Genomic DNA, 16,022 nt, shown 5'->3' with positions numbered 1-16,022 from the left:
CGTATTCCGATCAACGCGGCAGATTACGCTTTTCCGTAAATTCTTTCATTTTGGAAATGCGGCGCTTATCGCTGGCCATAGCCGGTTTGAGCGTCATGGCGTATTCAAAACATTCCAGCGTTTTATCTTTTTTATCCCAATCGTAATATAGAACACCGAGTTCAAATCGGTGGCGCAGTACATCCGGCGCTAAGGAAACGGCCGTGAGTAACGCTTTTTCCGCGTCTTCGTATCCGCCTTCCGGTAATCCGCCGAGAAACAAATTGGCCAATTGACGTTCAAACCAATTGATTCCGCCTAACGCTTTATAATACGAACCTAAAACAGACCACGCGACGTCATTGGACGGATCAAGCATGAGTGCCGTATCCAAAGCCGCTTTGATGCCGTAACAAGCTTTGATTTTAGATTCACTGCCTTCAAAAATTGCCACGCTACCGAGGCATGCGGCAAACCACGCATACGCATGTGAATTAGTACGATCAAGTTGTATAGAGGATTCCACAGCGGTCAGCGCTTTACGATAAAACATCTCACGTTCCGCTCCGGCGCTGATATCACCGGAACACAGATACGCGCGGGCCAACTTCCAATACGCTTCACTGTCATTTTTTTGATTCAGATGCGCTTCATACATACGGATGGCCAGCGCGTAATCCATCGCATAAAATGCGCGATCCGCTTCCTCTACAGCAGAAACCGGTATCATTAAGAATGTGAACACGATAAAAAGTAATTTTGGCATAGCGTAGTTTACTACGAAGTTGTTTTGAATTTATAAGGCCAATGTTATCGAATCGTAAATACTTGTATTACGGGAGCACTTCAAAGTGTACGGTAGATTCGCTGGTTTGAAGGGCATGTTCGGCTTGTGCTCTCAATGTATGTTTCCCCGGTTTAATAGGCCATACTATTTCAAATGTATCATTCGTTTCACGATACAAAGTCCCGTTGATATACCAGCGAATGCGCTTTGTTTGATTGGGCCCGATGACCCTGAAAGTTATACTTTGGTGCGACAAACGCAAATTGGGATCTATTTTATAAACGGTGTTATTCGATGGCTGTATGATTTGTATGGTATTCGAAATATTGTCGGGAGCCGATGCATGTATCGAGGTGTGGTTTCCGGCGCTGCTAAACCACGCGCGGTATTCCTGTGGTATCGTTTCAAAACGGATTATACCGCGTTGATCGTGCCAAGTGCAAGTGGTCAGCACCGATGAAGTTTTCATAAAATATTCATCAATCACCGCACCGCAGCCGGGATGCGCACGTTGTCCGGATAGGGCACAGATCGGGGTTTTATGGAGAGTATGCGGAGTAACAAAACCGTGCGGTGCTGTCGAAGGATATAAAGCATCCATGAGAGCATGAAAAATTTTACCCGCACCGGTAATACCGGAAATGCGGTCCATCGGTGTATTGTCAAAATTACCCACCCACACACCGACGGTATAATCACGGGTATACCCAATTGTCCAATTATCTCTGAAATCGCTGGATGTTCCTGTTTTGGCGGCCACCGGATATGGGAATGAAAGCGGCGAATCATAACCGAAGGCCGGAATGCGCGCGATCGGATCGGATAAAATATCCGATACGAGAAAAATACTTTCCGGCGTAAAAATACGCTCGCGTTCAACGCGGGTCACGGAGTCAGAAAAAACTTGTGTTTGGATAAGCGCGCCCTGATTGGCCAAAACAGAAAATGCGCGTGTTAATTCCAATAACGTGACTTCACCATTACCCAAGGTCAATCCGTGTCCGTAATATGCAGGCGATTGATCGAGGCTTTGTATTCCGCATTCATGCAACTTTGATAATAAGACGGGTACTCCCACATCCTGCAAAACACGTACGGCAGGAATATTGTATGAGCAAGCCAATGCAATACGCGCCCGCACCGGCCCATGGTAACGTCGGTCGTAGTTCATGGGTGTAAATGTGCCGTTCGCCGTTGAAAACGATGCTTGTACGTCGGCTAAAATGCTGGCCGCCGTGTAGTTGCCCTCAAAAGCTATTGCGTATGTAAAAGGCTTCAAAGCCGAGCCGGGTTGCCGCCGTGCGAGCGCCGCATTAAATTGACCGTCGTGTTGCGCATCAAAATAATCATACGAACCGGCCATGACGCGTAGAGCGCCCGTACGATTATCTAAAATGATGGCCGCCGCATTGGTGACATTTTCCGGTTGCAGATAGGTGATATGTTCGCGAAGTATGCGTTCAGCGGATTGTTGCAAGGGTAAATCCAGCGTGGTGTGCCACGCGGTGCTAAGATGGACATGGTGCTGTAACAGATAATCCGTAAAGTGCGGTGCAAAAAAATTATGAGATTGCGTATGAAGTAGTATCGGCTCGCTTACGGCCCGTTCGTAGTCATCGTTGGGAATGGCCTGCATAACAAGAAGGCGCTGTAAAACGGCTATTCGCCTGTTTTTAGCGGCCGTATCATTGCGATAGGGATTATAGCGTGTGGGCGATTTGGGCAAAGCCATGAGAAAGGCCGCCTCTGACCATGTTACTGTTTGTGACGATTTGCCGAGATAGAGCCGGGATGCGGCTTCCACGCCAAAAGTCTGATTACCGAACGGGATACGATTGAGATATTGCGCGAGAATTTCATTTTTTGATAATGTGTATTCCAGGCGAATCGCATACCACAATTCGGCCAGTTTGTAAAACGGGTTGCGCGGGAAATGATAGATATTTCGGATGACTTGCTGGGAAATGGTTGATCCGCCGCTGACGACCGACATCGCCATGATATTTTGTCCGATAGCACGGCCCAGGGCCAATAAATCCATACCGTGATGCGAAAAAAAACGTTTATCTTCCGCCGCGATAGCCGCTTTGATTATTCGCGCATCTATCTGATCCAGTGAAACCCATTGACCGCGTCCCCCTTCACGGGATAATACTTCACGAAGTAAAAGTCCGTTGCGATCATAGATACGCAAGGAGGCTTCATCCTTAAAATGTAAATCATCACCGGAAATCGGATAAAAAAATGTTCCGACAACTGCCAATACGATAAAAATCAAATCCGGATTTCTTTTCAAAATTTTGAGCATGCCAGAGTGTAGAGAGTTTAATATTTAATTTCAAAAACAAATGTAAACATACATAGGTAACGTTTGCTATTCACCGAGGGGCTTGCGATATTGCAAAAAAATAAAAGGAGTTTCCGACATGTATAACAGAGGTTATTTCGCTGCAGCAATAGGAGTTTTTTTTCTTTATTTCGCATTATCTCCTGTGCATGCACAAACACCGGCCAAACCTTCGATGTGGTATCTTACGGATCTTGAAAAGGAAGTGGTGCGCGAGCTTAACCGTGTTCGTCGTGATCCCCAAGGATATGCCACTCATCTTAAAGCGCTCAAGAAATTATATGACGGAAATATGGTGTATTATCCCGGCGAAGCGACGCTCATGACCAATGAAGGCGTTGAAGCAGTAGATGAATGTATACAATTTCTTGAAAACGCGCAGCCCATAGATACGTTGGGGCCGTCGGAGGGTATGTCCAAAGCTGCTCGCGATCATATGAAAGAACAGAGCCGTTCCGGTAAAACCGGGCATACCGGCGATGACGGAAGTTCGCCCTTTGATCGCATCGAGCGCTACGGACAATGGGAACGTACGGCCGGTGAAAATATTGATTATGGTTCCAATGACGCCCGGCGTATTGTCATATCGCTACTCGTAGATGACGGCGTACCGAGTCGCGGCCACAGAGAAAATATTTTTAATCCTGAATTTCGTAAAGTCGGCGTCGCCTGTGGTACGCATAAACAATATCGTTATATGTGCGTCATGACCTTAGCCGGAGGATTTAGTGCTAAAAAAAATGCGGTCCATACCCGCGGTGAAAATCCGGCGGACGGTAATGCGACGGACGATAAATAAAGCGTTAATGAATGAATTATCTTTCACATTTTGCGATAAATCAAAGAAAACAAGTATCCCCTGAATTTCATCTTGGCGCGGCATTGCCGGACCTGATGAGTGCGATCAACCGTACTTTGCGTTTTCAGGAAAATGCGGTTCGTGCTTATATTCCTCATGCCGATTGCCCTGGCATGTGGCATGGCGTGCTCAATCACTTTGAGGCCGATGCGGCTTTTCACGGTTCAAGTTTTTTTGTTTCGTGTTACGAACCTATCCGCGAGTTGCTCAAAGAGAATATTTCACCCCAGAAAAATATCAGGCCGTTTTTTCTGGCGCATATTGTCGTAGAAATATTACTGGATCATGTTTTGTCGTCAAACGATACTTCGCTTGCATCGCGCTATTATCGCAATCTGGAACGTATCACGGTACCGACAATACAAACGGATGTGGATCGTTATTTTGGTAATTCGACATCTGAATTTACAGAAATTTTTGACCGGTTTATGCGTTTTAAGTTCTTATACGAATACGATCAAATGGAAAAAATGCACGAGCCGATCAACCGCATGCTTCGGCGTACACGACAAGACAATTTTGCGGAGCACGAAATTGCAGATTTGATAGCGATCTTAGAAACATGCAAAAATATCATAGTAAAAGCGTTGCCGGAATTCGAGGCACAATTTATGCCGCAGGATTGATTTGTTTTTTATCAGCTGTCATAAGTTGTGATAATTCGGATACCGATCACCGTATCTGGTACGTGGCGGATAAGCGGATATATGTTTATGCTATCGGAGAATCCCGTGATTATTATTGGGTATCTGCGCAGGAAAAAATACTCCGCATTAGTAAAAACGATGGTGACACCTTGTCTATAACGTATGGTACACAGGGTTTCCCGGCTAACGCGGTCGGATGTTTTTTCCCGGCGGATAGCGGTCGTATTTGGATGGGAACAGGCGGTGGCGGTTTGCTATTGGTCGATACGATCGTTGTGCGCCGTTATACGACATCCAATTCGCAAATTCCATCGAATGGCGTTCAGGCTATCGCTCAATCATCGGATGGTGTTTTTTGGTTGGCTACCAATGGTGGATTGGTAAAATTTGATAACCATAATTTTACAACGTTCAATACAAATAACTCCGGATTACCTGCAAATGCTCTGACATCCGTAGGTGTGGGCGATGATAATAGTATTTGGGCCGGTACATGGGGTTTCAATCTTGCGCGTTTCAAAGAAAATCAATGGACGATATTTACTAAAAATAATTCGTCGCTTCAGACGGCTTATATTTTTACACTGCTTCATACCGGTAAAACGTTATGGGTCGGTGAAGGCGGAGGCATCAATCGTTATACGACTTCGGGATGGAAAAATTATAACAGCAAAGATACTGATCTTCCGCAAAATGATGTAACGACCATTGTTGTGGATAAGTATGGTTTGTGGGTAGGTACGTATGCCGGTGGCGTTGGTTTTTTAAAAAGTGAAACGTGGACGGTATATAATACTACGAATAGCGAACTTCCTGATGATCAAGTAACGGCTATGTTTGCCGATCGTCGAGGCCGTTTGTGGGTTGGTTTTTATCGCGGGTTGGCTGTTTTTCAATAAAATTGTTAATTATTTATATCACTTTTTACACAAAGGAGAGTCTATGATTGCCGTCATTGTTTTCAAGTTTCACGAAAACTTATTAACTACGTAACGGAGCTTTGTACTCCGTTGCTAAAACAATGGAGCAAAATCAAATGACGTTAGATCATTTAGGGTGGCAACCCTTTTTTGATACAGCATTCAAACCTTACGCCGGTGAATTTCAGGTAGGGCGTATCGCCGTTCAGCAGACGCGGGTTTACGAATTATGGACGGAAGCCGGTGTTATTTCGGCAGAAATGTCGGGCAATCTTCGCAAATCGGCGGAGATTGATTCCACATTGCGACCTGTCGTCGGTGATTGGGTCGTGATCCAGTTACGTTTGGCCGAACGTTTTGCCGTGATACATCATGTTCTCCCGCGCCGAACCAAGTTTTCGCGTAAAGTCACCGAAGAGGTCACGCGCGAACAGGTGATCGCGGCGAATATTGACATAGCTTTTCTGGTAAGCGGTCTGGATCAGGATTTTAATCTGCGCCGACTTGAACGGTATTTGCTTACTGCGCAGCATAGCGGTGCGGAACCGGTGATCGTACTCAACAAAGTCGATCTTTGTGCGGAATCGGATGCTCGGTTATCCGAAGTGCGGGCTATTGCACCGTCCGTGCCCATCATAACGATGAGCGCGATGCACAAACAAGGCATCGAGTTGATGAATTTTTACCTTGGACAAGGTAAAACCGGTTGCCTGCTCGGATCCTCCGGCGTCGGTAAATCAACGATCATCAATGCGTTGCTGGATGATGATGTCCAATCAACACGCACTACACGCAAAGATATGGATCGCGGAAGACACACGACGACGCATCGTGAATTATTTGTTTTACCGGGCGGCGGTTTGCTGATGGATACGCCGGGTATGCGCGAATTGCAATTATGGACGGATGAAAGCAGTCTTTCAGGAACGTTCGAAGATATCGAGATGCTTGCGGCGGCATGCCGCTTTCGGGATTGCCGACACGAGTCAGAACCAGATTGTGCCGTACAAGCGGCATTAGCCGATGGATCGCTGGATGCGGCGCGATACAAAAGCTATCTGAAACTGCGAAGAGAGATTCGGTACTTGGAATTGCGGCAAGATAATTCGGCCGCACGATTGGAAAAAATGCGGTGGAAAAAAATTCACGCCCAGCATAAAAAAAACAATCGTTCAGATCGGTAAATAATAAAGCCCTGCTTTTGATAAGAGCAGGGCTTTTTGTATTATAACGTGACTTGTGATGTGTTTTGCGTAACGCTCAGATACGTATGATATATTCATACATTCGTCTGCGCTATGGATTATTTCGCATCAATACTCAATAAAACCGAAGTATGCTCAGTGGATCAAATTCACATTTCGTGTTCGCTCCGCATTGGTTTCACTGGGCTGTAACAGCGTAGTCAGCGAGTTTCCCAAAATGGCACATACAATCAAACAAAGTATAAACCATAGTGTAATGAGCATCGGTGAACCCAATATCCAATACGTTTTGAGAATACCGTTGCCCAATAGTAAAGTTTGAAGGATTCCAAAAACAAACACACCTGTCGCAATAAACGGCCCAAAGATAATTCCGACTATCCAAAGATTTTTTCGTCGGTTCTCTATGATAGTCCATATTTTAACAACTGGCGGTATGGCAAGTGTCAATACAATTACAACGGCTACAATCCACGCCAATGTGTGATTGTTCCAATAAGAATTAAGAGCGTAAACTTCATCTCCGCCGCCGATTATCGGAGTCAAAACTCTTGAAAACGGCATGCTGGATACTATCAAAGCAAAGCCAATTGATTTAACCTTTGCAGAAGATTTCAGTAGAAGATAAAGACCCAGCCATATTACCGTAAAACTATATGCAGGGCCGGCATATGTGGCGAGAATGTACCATGGTTTTTCATCGGAACACCCTTTACATAAAGTCCAAACATTAAAATTTCGTTTTCCCCAGCAACCGCAAATCATTCTTCCTACTACAGTGTGCGCAAGTTCGTGGGTTTCCTGCATGATGAAAGATAGAAAAACTAATGCTGTAGTGTTTTTGGGTGTTAATGTTATTTTCATACAATTCTATCCTTTGTAGGTCATTGCACCCGCTTTATGAATACATTTTCGTTGAATGTGACCTGATCAATCAAGCCCTCATTATTGACAGTAACAGTGGCTTTGAAAGAAAAATCCGGAGAACCGTTAAATCCGGGTTGGATAATTTCATATTTTTTATAATTCGCATCAGTATCGTTCCCCGACACCCGTGTGACTTTGTACCAAGAATTACCAATGACAGATCGGCTGCCCCATTCTTCAGGATTCAGTTCGATTTTTTTGGAAGTAACACTGTCGGATTGACCAATATCCAATGGCTTTAAAAACTTGAACATTACATAGTAATTACCGACGCCGTCTACATCAAGATTGATCGACGTATTAGGTCCGCCGGTTATACGCGTATCGGTACTGTCATTGAAATTAAACGGACCGTAAATCGGATGTTCCCCTTGGACGGTTGAATGTGTTTTGTTGCGGCGCATGCTAACTTCCGTGATTCCTTCAATAGAAGTGCGCGATACTTTGGTTTCTTGAATATTTTGATCTTTAAATGTCCATTCCGTGATGGTATTGCGTTGGCACAAAGGGTCGATACTGTTGTAACTCAGTATCTTGGAGGTTTGGTTTTTTTGAGAAATAAATATCTGTTCATCGCCACAACGGACGGATTTGTAATAAATTTCATACTGTGCCTGGAGTTTATATGAATTCGCAGGCTTTGGAAAATTTTTCATACGTTGCGTTGTCGGCATGTCCGCGCACTCTTTACTTAATAAGTTTAACATTTCATCAAGCTTTTCTCGGGAATACCAAACTCCGCGAATCATAACGCCATTGTGATCGGCAATGCTACCGATATCCTCCAGAGGATTGCCATTAAGTAAAATAAGGTCGGCTTCTTTTCCCGCTTCTATTGTCCCAATACGTTGTTCCCAGCCCAGATAACGCGCCGCGTTGATCGTTCCCGCACGGAGTATCTCATAATTAGGTATTCCCAATTCGGCAAAATTCCGAATTTCATCCATATAGGAAAAACCATGTACGACGAAATGAAAACCGCCGTCTGATCCTAAAAGAAGTTGTACGCCCTTTTGATGGAATATCTTTACTATCTCCGCTGCTCCGGAATAAACATATTGATGTGAACTCAAATGCCAGTACTCTTTTTGTCGCGGCATTACATAGTTCATAGCCAGTTGTCGTTTCAGACTGTCTGTTTTTCCTGAGGAAGCACGCGCTTTGTGAATGGTAAGCGTGGGTATTACGAATTTCCCAGTACGCTTATAATCTTCGGCAAATTGTGATAGACGTTCTGCCGGGTAAGTTGCACCGGTTTGCAGATTCATCAAGCCGACAAGATTATCAAACGAAGTTTGAGAACCTTCGGTATATTCCTTATACGGAACCATATATGGTACATGACCTTGAACCGGTAACCCAAGCTTTTGCGCTTCATCCAGCATGGCTTTATAAACTTCCGCTGAAATCGTTACGTACGAAAAAACGGCATCGTACCCCATACGTTTGGTTTCTCTTACCGCGAATCTTGCTTCGTCGGCATTGGCAAGTGCGCCTTGCGTGTGATAAGCCGTGATGGATCCGGTCATTGCAGGCCCCACACTATATATCCTCGGGCCAACAAGTTTCCGCCCGTCGGATAATTTTTTAAGTGCATGCTGAAACGCCGCTCCGGGTGCGTTGCGAACGGTCGTAATTCCATTAGCTAAAAACAGAGTCAGGTTTTTTTCATGAATATGAGCGTAGCTGTCAATCAATCCCGGTATGAGATATTTTCCCTTGCCATTTATATGATGAGCTTTTTGGGGTATTTGTGTGGGCTTATCTTTTCCGATGTAAACAATTTTTCCGTCGGTAACAACAGTGGTATAATCATTTAAAATATGCATGCTGTCCATTGGTATGATGTTGACATTATTAAATACATAGGATTGAGCGATGAGGTGTCCGTAGTCACACAATGCAATCCACAATGTGAACAAGGGCAGTATTCGATGGATTTTCATATAGCCTCCGGGTTCGTTAGATATGCAGGAGAAATACGATTTGCTGAATACATCTCATTTATATTACGGAATAAAAAGTCCTGTGGTGTTTTCCAAGTGGTTCGACATATCATTCTACGTGCTTCCAAATCCAGTTTGACTGTAAACAACCCGCTACCATCGAAAGAATCGCTAAGTTTCGTTACTGCCAAATCGATTAATTCAACAAACCGAATTTTTTTTGTTTCCGAATTGTTTTGTGGTGAACGACTTATAGTATCATATTTTGATTGTGAAATGTTGACGTCCTGCTTCACCTAGAGATGTAAAGTCAGAATGGTGGTTTCTTTTCTCATTGGCGTTTTCATAAATAAGGCTTTATAGCAATGCGTTAAGTTCCGCGGCCTGTTTCACGGTTCATACGTATTTTAATGGTTCAAAATTTTACAAATTATTTTTCCTTCAGAAGGTGCATGATTTCATCTTGGGTCATGTTAAGCTTGTTTTTAAGTACGTTCAGATATTCTGAAGCGGAATACAAAGGATAATCCGTTCCAAATAGGATTTTATCAAAACCTAATTTGCGCACATATGCGGCCAGTTCTTTGAATTGTTCATCGTTTAACCGGGCAACTCCGTCGCCGTCCTTATCCAGTCCGACGGCTGAAATATCGAAGTATAAGCGTTGTTTCGTAATCGGATGATGTTGTGCGAATAGTTCAAGGAACGTGTCGATTACAACTTTTGTGCGTTCATTGAATCCGCCGGATGTCCCAAAATGTGCTATCTGGAGTTGAACGTCATTCAATCCGGATAATATCGAATCAGCCAACAAACGCACATCAAGTGCTCCAAAACGCCGGTGGCTGTTATCCAGATGCAATAAGACCGGTATCGTATGTTCGGAGGCGTAGATAAAAATCGCCTTTACATTTTTTCGATGCTCGGGTTCTGTCAGATATACCTGTGACGCGTTAAAATGTAATTTGATCCCGTCAAGCCCAAGTTCACGATGGCAACGTTTTATTTCGGTCATTGCGTAATCATGCAACGGATCTATACCATAATAGGCATTTATGGTTTGAGGATGCTTCTTTTTAAGAACGGCTAAATAATCATTTTCCTTTTTAACAGCTTCATAGGCGTCGGATGTGGGTGGGCCGAATTCGGGTGAGGTAAACACGTGAGCCATTGATATCAGTTTCATGTGACGGGTTCCCAGCTTCGAACTGAGTGAGTCGATATCCGAATAAAAATAATCTTTTTTAGAAAACGGAATTCCCAAAGCTTTCCATTGATTGATCAAATCTGGTGATAGGAAATGAACGTGATGATCAAAAATCGGTGTCGCTTTCGACCTATTCTCGGATTGGCTATAGATCGGGAGTGCAATCAGTGTTCCTGTCAGGCAAGAAATACAAAAATTGATAACGTTGCTTTTTTTCATGACAAGGCCTCAGTTTGTTTTTTTAAAATAACGCGAAAAATCCAAATACCTATCAGTATGCGCGTAAGAGGCTGAATGTAAAAATATATATATTCATAGCACCAGTTCACCACCATGCCTATATTACTCCATCCCAGATAATATCTGATGAAAGAGGCTAAACTTAGTATGCCTATAAATAACTGTGCAATACCGATCCATCGAATTAACCCGATTTCTTGTATCATGGCCATCCCCATAACGATGCTTCCTATGCCGAAAGCATAGATCACGATAAAATATTGGCTATCGGAATAGGCACTTGCTCCTTTGATCAGCGTTGCCAGTGTATTTTTGGCAGTATTTTCAGTGGCTTGTAGATATTCAGGCCTCCAAAATTGATTGAGCGCATCGATGATAAACGCTTGCTGAGAAACTTCTGTATACATCCATACGAACATAAACAGTAAGGATATAATCATAAGAGGCGCGTGCCGTTCCCACAATAAAACAACAACGCCCAAGCAAGCTAGGAAATTTAATTGTGGATGAATAAAAAGAATCCAGAGTTTTGTCACATACAGTGAATTCTGAAAAAGGCGCACCTGCGATTCAAAATCCGGAGCTTCTGGTGCCGGAATGGTAAAAAGTAAAAACGTTGTGACAGCGCCGGCAAAAGAACTTATTGTCGCTGTCCATAATAACAAACGAAATGGATTATTCGTTTTGGCGGCATCATTGATCATATTTTCACTCTTGTTGCTATTGTATAGTGATGATGTCTGTGAAACAGTTGACCGTCTTATTACATGCGTATATTATATGAAGCTTTGACAAAAAAACTGTGTTTTACAGGTTTATATTGGCGCTCCGGTATATCTCGTTCCAAGAGGTTGCCATACCCGATAAACACAACGGTACCAACATTATAGGTGAACGAAAGTAATACGCTTAAATCCATTTTTTTATAAAACGCATTATATTCACCTATGCCCCGTAGAAAAAGGTACTGATTGAACTGATAGACTAACTTGTTCCGGATTATGGTGAACTCGTACACCAGCGAATCATTCGAAGTTCTGATAAAATCCTGATAATACAGAGAAGTTTCACTGCTGAGTTTTTCCATTGGTTTGAGAGTGAGGATCATTTCAATCTCTTTATATTTTCCTGAAAACGGGTTGACAGGGTCATAATAAAATTGTCGCCCGTTATGCATCCATGTATTAAAAGCTAATTGCTTCCAAGGTTGGGTGGATCCGCCAACACCCCAATAGCTCTTATTTAAGAGCCTGTTAGCATATACTTCTGTTCTATAATTTCCTCCGAAAAAAAACCAGCTTTGCAAGGGCATATAGATTTCCATGCCAAGCCAATTAAACGTTTCGTATTTATTAACAAACCGATCTTTTGCTAAATGTCCGAAATAAACAACCGAAGCTTTCTGGACAAACGATGTATCCGGAAAGAATGAATAGGAAAAATTAGCCGGAAACATGAGTATGCCATTTCTTGGTAGATATCCCGTTTGTGTGTGAAATTGTTCCGAAACATCCCGGACCCCCAGTTGCAATTCCAATCGCCGATTGATGAATGCGTAGTCAAGTCCGTAGGCATAACCATTACTTGTTTTATCATTATTTACTTGTTCAGTCGTTGAAAAAAAGGTGTGCATCTCAATTTTCGACGTTCCGTTGATACGATAACGGCCGTCCAAGCCGGCGACATGATTAAACGACGAATCCATAGTTTTGCCTGTATAGCCTAACCCCCAGTATCCATCATCGCGCGCTGTCCGTCTGTATCGCACAATGCTGAACAATGCCTTATCCGGTTTTCCATTCGGTTGCTCATATGATTTTTCATCCCATGCGGCAATCGCCGATAAGTTATTTTTTGCACCGAACTTTCCTTCGACTTTAGCACCCCATAACGGGTCGGCAATGTTCCGTGTGTTGACAAGTTTTGGAAAATGGACTATATATCCCGCGTTGTTTCCGGCTATTTGAAAACTTTCTTGTCCTTCTAAAAAGAATGCTCTCTTTTCCGGATACAGAGGGCTCGATCGAACATTGATATCTATTTGGCCGACATCTGTTTCGATATGTGAAAAATCCGGATTGTAGGTGAAGTCAAAAATAAGATCCGAAGAGAACCCGTATTTTCCGCTTATTCCAAAATCATGATTACTGTTTATGCGTTGCCAATGCCCGATGTTCTTTGTTTTGTGGGCTGCAAAGGTATAAGACGGAATAATTTCAAAAATTCTGGTTTGTTGAGGTCGTTTCAATTTTATGATCTGTCGTTGTAATAGACGGGAGCCCCGATCAGGAAAATATTCCGGGAACATGAGTATTTCCGATGTCCGTGCAATACTTCTCTGAAACGCAACCCCGATAGTTATGCTGTCCGTTTGCAGAAAGCGTAGGCTGTTGAAAGGTATGGCTATTTCAATCGAATATCCGGAGCTGTCGATAGTCGCTGCAGAATACCAGGTGGCGTCAAATGATAAATCTTCTTTTGTATCCTGATTAATAGTACCATCCTCTTGGATACCTAAAGAATTCACGCGAAACAAGTAGCTCATTTGTGCAGCGTTGAACATATCCAGTTCCACACTAACCCAATCATCGGCTTCCAAATTATCACGTTTGGTCAGTGTTTTTCGAATCGTGGTCGCCTGACGATCATCGCATCGAAAAGCTACATATATATAGTTTTTATCGGAAAGGAAATAAACACGCGTTTTTTCGGACGGAGTTACACCGAAATCCGGAGATAGGGTTTTAAAAGTTTCATATACTGTGTTGTTATTCCATACATCCTCGTTGACTATCCCGTCCAGAGCGATGAGAGCCGAAGCTTGAAATGCTGATGGCTGCGCAAATAATGCTTTTGTCACATCAGACAATAATACGAGAAACGAAACGATTCGCATTAGTTTACATAACAAGGTATGTACGTGTGAAACCATTAGCATTCTCCCAATACAAAAATTAATTGTATCGATTTTCGAGAGAGAATTTAACACTATTTAAGAGTTGTTATCGTTCAGGTAAATAAGGTCGAACGAATAAACGGGGATTTAAGGCGTGAAAATGCCCTATTTTTGACAGGATTTGATGGTCTTGAGGTATTCGGTTGGTGTTATTCCGGTAACCTTTTTAAAGGTGGTATTGAATGTGGTTTTGGAGTTAAACCCGGATCGATAACAGGCGTCAAGTATGGTCATTGATTGTTTTTGGGGGTTATTGAGCAGTTTTTTGAACTCCATGATCCTGTAATGATTAACGAACTGATAAAAATTTTGCTGAAATCCTACATTCAATACCTGCGAAACAATATGCGTAGGTACCGTAAGCGCCTGGGCCATGTGATCCAGCGTTAAGTCGGGATTAGTAAACGCCTTGTTATCAAGCATGTATGTAGTCAGACGCTCTTTGTAATCCACGATTTCTTCAGGCGATAATGAATTTTTTGAATATTTGGGTCGGTTCGAATTTAAGGGGGCAAAATCGAAAAAAACGTTGGGATAACGAAGACCTCGTACAACAATCATGTTTGAGAAAATAAAAACTGAAACAACGTAGGTAATGGTAAAAACTCTTAATTGATCGATGTACAATGTTGTTATATAGTTTACGACCCCGATAAGCCAGCTTATTAGAAAACTGACGAGTAATAGTGCAAGCCAGCGGAAGCGCACATCATCCACGGTCGAATATTCTTCCAATAACTGACGCCGGTAGGAGTGGATGTACAATATGGTACTGATAACGTAGGCGGAAAAATGGGTGAAGATGCTAAAATGAATAAATACATCTTCGAACGGAAATATTCTATTCCATGATGTGGAAAAAAGCCTGCCTTCGATGGAAAAATCAATTTGAAGTTGTGGTAGAAAAAAAAACCAAAACAAAAAAAACGGAATTAAGTGCGCTTGCAATTGCGATTTTTTGAAGTTGAAATCAGGATTGATAACGGAGCGAACATAAAAATACAACGCTGGGCCCAATATGAACCCCGACGATTCTCCGATCATGACTAATTGTGGATAGGTCTTAATGCACGTTTCCATGTCATGAAACGACAATCGGTATATGGTTCCGAATGTCAGAGCACACAGGAAGCCGGAAAAAATATAATTACCGGCCTTCTTTCCTTTTGTCTGGACAAGCAGGAAAAAGGCGAAAAATAGCAATTGAAATATAGTGATTATCTTGACAATATAAATTAGTTCGGAACTCATTACAGTACGAGTAAAATGGTTCAAGTTTCTACGCAATCAGCGTTATTAAAGTTGCAAGGTATTGTTAAGCGCACTTTTGTAATAATATGATGTGAATATTGAAACTTATATAAGTCGGCTTAATCATGCAAGCTCACTTTGTGTCGGTTGGTCACTATTTGATTGAATTTTAATTTCACTTTTTTCATTTTGGGCACGCCAAAGAACATTTAAGGAGTATGCAACAACCATGAAACAAAAAATTGAATCCGCTTTTGAAAGTATCATTTTTGCCAGCCGCTGGATACAAGCTCCGCTTTATGCCGGGTTAATTATCGGCGGAATTTTATATGCATATAAATTTCTGAATGAATTGATCCACCTGTGCCTTACAATAAATGAAATCAGCGAATCGGTGCTTATGCTCGGTGTTCTTACGTTGGTGGATATTACGATGGTTGCAAACCTGCTTGTGATGGTGATTATCGGCGGATATTCGACGTTTGTCAGCCGAATGAATATTGATGAGCATGAAGATAAACCGGAATGGCTGCAAAAAGTAGATGCCGGTACGCTCAAGGTGAAGTTGGCGGGTTCGCTGGTTGGGGTTTCGGGTATTCATCTTCTTCAGGTTTTTATAAATATAAAAAACCACAATTCCGAACAAGTTATGTGGCAGACGATTATTCACGTGGTTTTCCTATTTTCGGCAATCATGTTGGCGTACTCAGAAAAACTGTTACACGAGAAGCACGGGTAGTCGATATTTTTA

13 protein-coding genes are annotated in these 16,022 nt (G+C 42.7%); 5 read left to right on the top strand and 8 right to left on the bottom strand.

The window, feature by feature from the left end:
* Positions 1-10: 10 nt before the first annotated feature.
* Positions 11-745: a hypothetical protein gene (locus tag HUU58_07960; GenBank protein ID NUN45604.1), complete on the bottom strand. Its 735-nt coding sequence runs from the start codon at positions 743-745 to the stop codon at positions 11-13.
* 67 nt (positions 746-812) lie between these two features.
* Positions 813-3,074 (bottom strand): penicillin-binding protein 1C, encoded by a 2,262-nt coding sequence (gene pbpC, locus HUU58_07955; GenBank protein NUN45603.1) that lies wholly within the window; start codon positions 3,072-3,074, stop codon positions 813-815.
* A 118-nt stretch (positions 3,075-3,192) separates the two neighbouring features.
* Here pbpC and HUU58_07950 point away from each other — a divergent pair, with 118 nt between their 5' ends.
* The 4 genes from HUU58_07950 to rsgA all read left to right on the top strand — a co-directional run bounded on the left by HUU58_07950 (position 3,193) and on the right by rsgA (position 6,723).
* Positions 3,193-3,912 carry a CAP domain-containing protein gene (locus HUU58_07950; protein ID NUN45602.1) on the top strand — a complete coding sequence of 240 codons (720 nt, stop codon included), beginning with the start codon at positions 3,193-3,195 and terminating at the stop codon, positions 3,910-3,912.
* 11 nt (positions 3,913-3,923) lie between these two features.
* The gene (locus HUU58_07945; GenBank protein ID NUN45601.1) at positions 3,924-4,598 is read left to right on the top strand and encodes a DUF479 domain-containing protein; all 675 of its coding nucleotides are present in this window, start codon (positions 3,924-3,926) and stop codon (positions 4,596-4,598) included.
* Positions 4,535-5,518 (top strand): hypothetical protein, encoded by a 984-nt coding sequence (locus tag HUU58_07940; protein ID NUN45600.1) that lies wholly within the window; start codon positions 4,535-4,537, stop codon positions 5,516-5,518. Before HUU58_07945 ends, HUU58_07940 begins: the two co-directional genes overlap by 64 nt.
* Before the next feature lie 137 nt (positions 5,519-5,655).
* Positions 5,656-6,723, top strand: a complete 1,068-nt coding sequence (gene rsgA, locus HUU58_07935; GenBank protein ID NUN45599.1) for a ribosome small subunit-dependent GTPase A — start codon at positions 5,656-5,658, stop codon at positions 6,721-6,723.
* Positions 6,724-6,879: 156 nt separating this feature from the next.
* Here rsgA and HUU58_07930 read toward each other — a convergent pair whose 3' ends face one another.
* From HUU58_07930 to HUU58_07905, 6 genes are all read right to left on the bottom strand, one after another.
* Complete coding sequence (locus tag HUU58_07930; protein NUN45598.1) at positions 6,880-7,608, bottom strand: hypothetical protein; 729 nt, start codon at positions 7,606-7,608, stop codon at positions 6,880-6,882.
* A gap of 20 nt (positions 7,609-7,628) precedes the next feature.
* The gene (locus tag HUU58_07925) at positions 7,629-9,617 is read right to left on the bottom strand and encodes an amidohydrolase family protein (protein NUN45597.1); all 1,989 of its coding nucleotides are present in this window, start codon (positions 9,615-9,617) and stop codon (positions 7,629-7,631) included.
* A gap of 430 nt (positions 9,618-10,047) precedes the next feature.
* Entirely contained in the window at positions 10,048-11,043 is a 996-nt protein-coding gene (locus tag HUU58_07920) for an amidohydrolase family protein (protein NUN45596.1), read from the bottom strand.
* On the bottom strand, positions 11,040-11,768 hold the full coding sequence (locus HUU58_07915; GenBank protein ID NUN45595.1) for a hypothetical protein: 729 nt from the start codon (positions 11,766-11,768) through the stop codon (positions 11,040-11,042). The genes HUU58_07920 and HUU58_07915 overlap by 4 nt, the downstream gene beginning before the upstream one ends.
* 59 nt (positions 11,769-11,827) lie before the next feature.
* On the bottom strand, positions 11,828-13,996 hold the full coding sequence (locus HUU58_07910) for a carbohydrate binding family 9 domain-containing protein (GenBank protein NUN45594.1): 2,169 nt from the start codon (positions 13,994-13,996) through the stop codon (positions 11,828-11,830).
* A 129-nt stretch (positions 13,997-14,125) separates the two neighbouring features.
* Positions 14,126-15,100 (bottom strand): AraC family transcriptional regulator, encoded by a 975-nt coding sequence (locus tag HUU58_07905; GenBank protein ID NUN45593.1) that lies wholly within the window; start codon positions 15,098-15,100, stop codon positions 14,126-14,128.
* 400 nt (positions 15,101-15,500) lie between these two features.
* On the opposite strand from HUU58_07905, the gene HUU58_07900 reads away from it, so the two are divergent.
* Positions 15,501-16,010, top strand: a complete 510-nt coding sequence (locus HUU58_07900) for a TIGR00645 family protein (GenBank protein ID NUN45592.1) — start codon at positions 15,501-15,503, stop codon at positions 16,008-16,010.
* The last annotated feature ends 12 nt before the right edge of the window (positions 16,011-16,022 follow it).

This window comes from bacterium, assembly GCA_013360215.1.
In the GTDB taxonomy this organism is placed as follows: domain Bacteria; phylum CLD3; class CLD3; order SB21; family SB21; genus JABWCP01.
The sequence above is the reverse complement of the archived record's forward strand: the minus strand, read 5'-3'. Positions and strand labels throughout refer to the sequence as shown.

What these genes read in the sequence shown, in the direction of transcription:
- HUU58_07905 (NUN45593.1), bottom strand. Translation starts at nt 15,100, where the DNA reads ATGGAAACGTGCATTAAGACCTATCCACAATTAGTCATGATCGGAGAA.
- HUU58_07950 (NUN45602.1), top strand. Translation starts at nt 3,193, where the DNA reads ATGTATAACAGAGGTTATTTCGCTGCAGCAATAGGAGTTTTTTTTCTT.
- pbpC (NUN45603.1), bottom strand. Translation starts at nt 3,074, where the DNA reads ATGCTCAAAATTTTGAAAAGAAATCCGGATTTGATTTTTATCGTATTG.
- HUU58_07960 (NUN45604.1), bottom strand. Translation starts at nt 745, where the DNA reads ATGCCAAAATTACTTTTTATCGTGTTCACATTCTTAATGATACCGGTT.
- HUU58_07940 (NUN45600.1), top strand. Translation starts at nt 4,535, where the DNA reads ATGCAAAAATATCATAGTAAAAGCGTTGCCGGAATTCGAGGCACAATT.
- HUU58_07920 (NUN45596.1), bottom strand. Translation starts at nt 11,043, where the DNA reads ATGAAAAAAAGCAACGTTATCAATTTTTGTATTTCTTGCCTGACAGGA.
- HUU58_07945 (NUN45601.1), top strand. Translation starts at nt 3,924, where the DNA reads ATGAATTATCTTTCACATTTTGCGATAAATCAAAGAAAACAAGTATCC.
- HUU58_07900 (NUN45592.1), top strand. Translation starts at nt 15,501, where the DNA reads ATGAAACAAAAAATTGAATCCGCTTTTGAAAGTATCATTTTTGCCAGC.
- HUU58_07925 (NUN45597.1), bottom strand. Translation starts at nt 9,617, where the DNA reads ATGAAAATCCATCGAATACTGCCCTTGTTCACATTGTGGATTGCATTG.
- HUU58_07915 (NUN45595.1), bottom strand. Translation starts at nt 11,768, where the DNA reads ATGATCAATGATGCCGCCAAAACGAATAATCCATTTCGTTTGTTATTA.
- rsgA (NUN45599.1), top strand. Translation starts at nt 5,656, where the DNA reads ATGACGTTAGATCATTTAGGGTGGCAACCCTTTTTTGATACAGCATTC.
- HUU58_07930 (NUN45598.1), bottom strand. Translation starts at nt 7,608, where the DNA reads ATGAAAATAACATTAACACCCAAAAACACTACAGCATTAGTTTTTCTA.
- HUU58_07910 (NUN45594.1), bottom strand. Translation starts at nt 13,996, where the DNA reads ATGGTTTCACACGTACATACCTTGTTATGTAAACTAATGCGAATCGTT.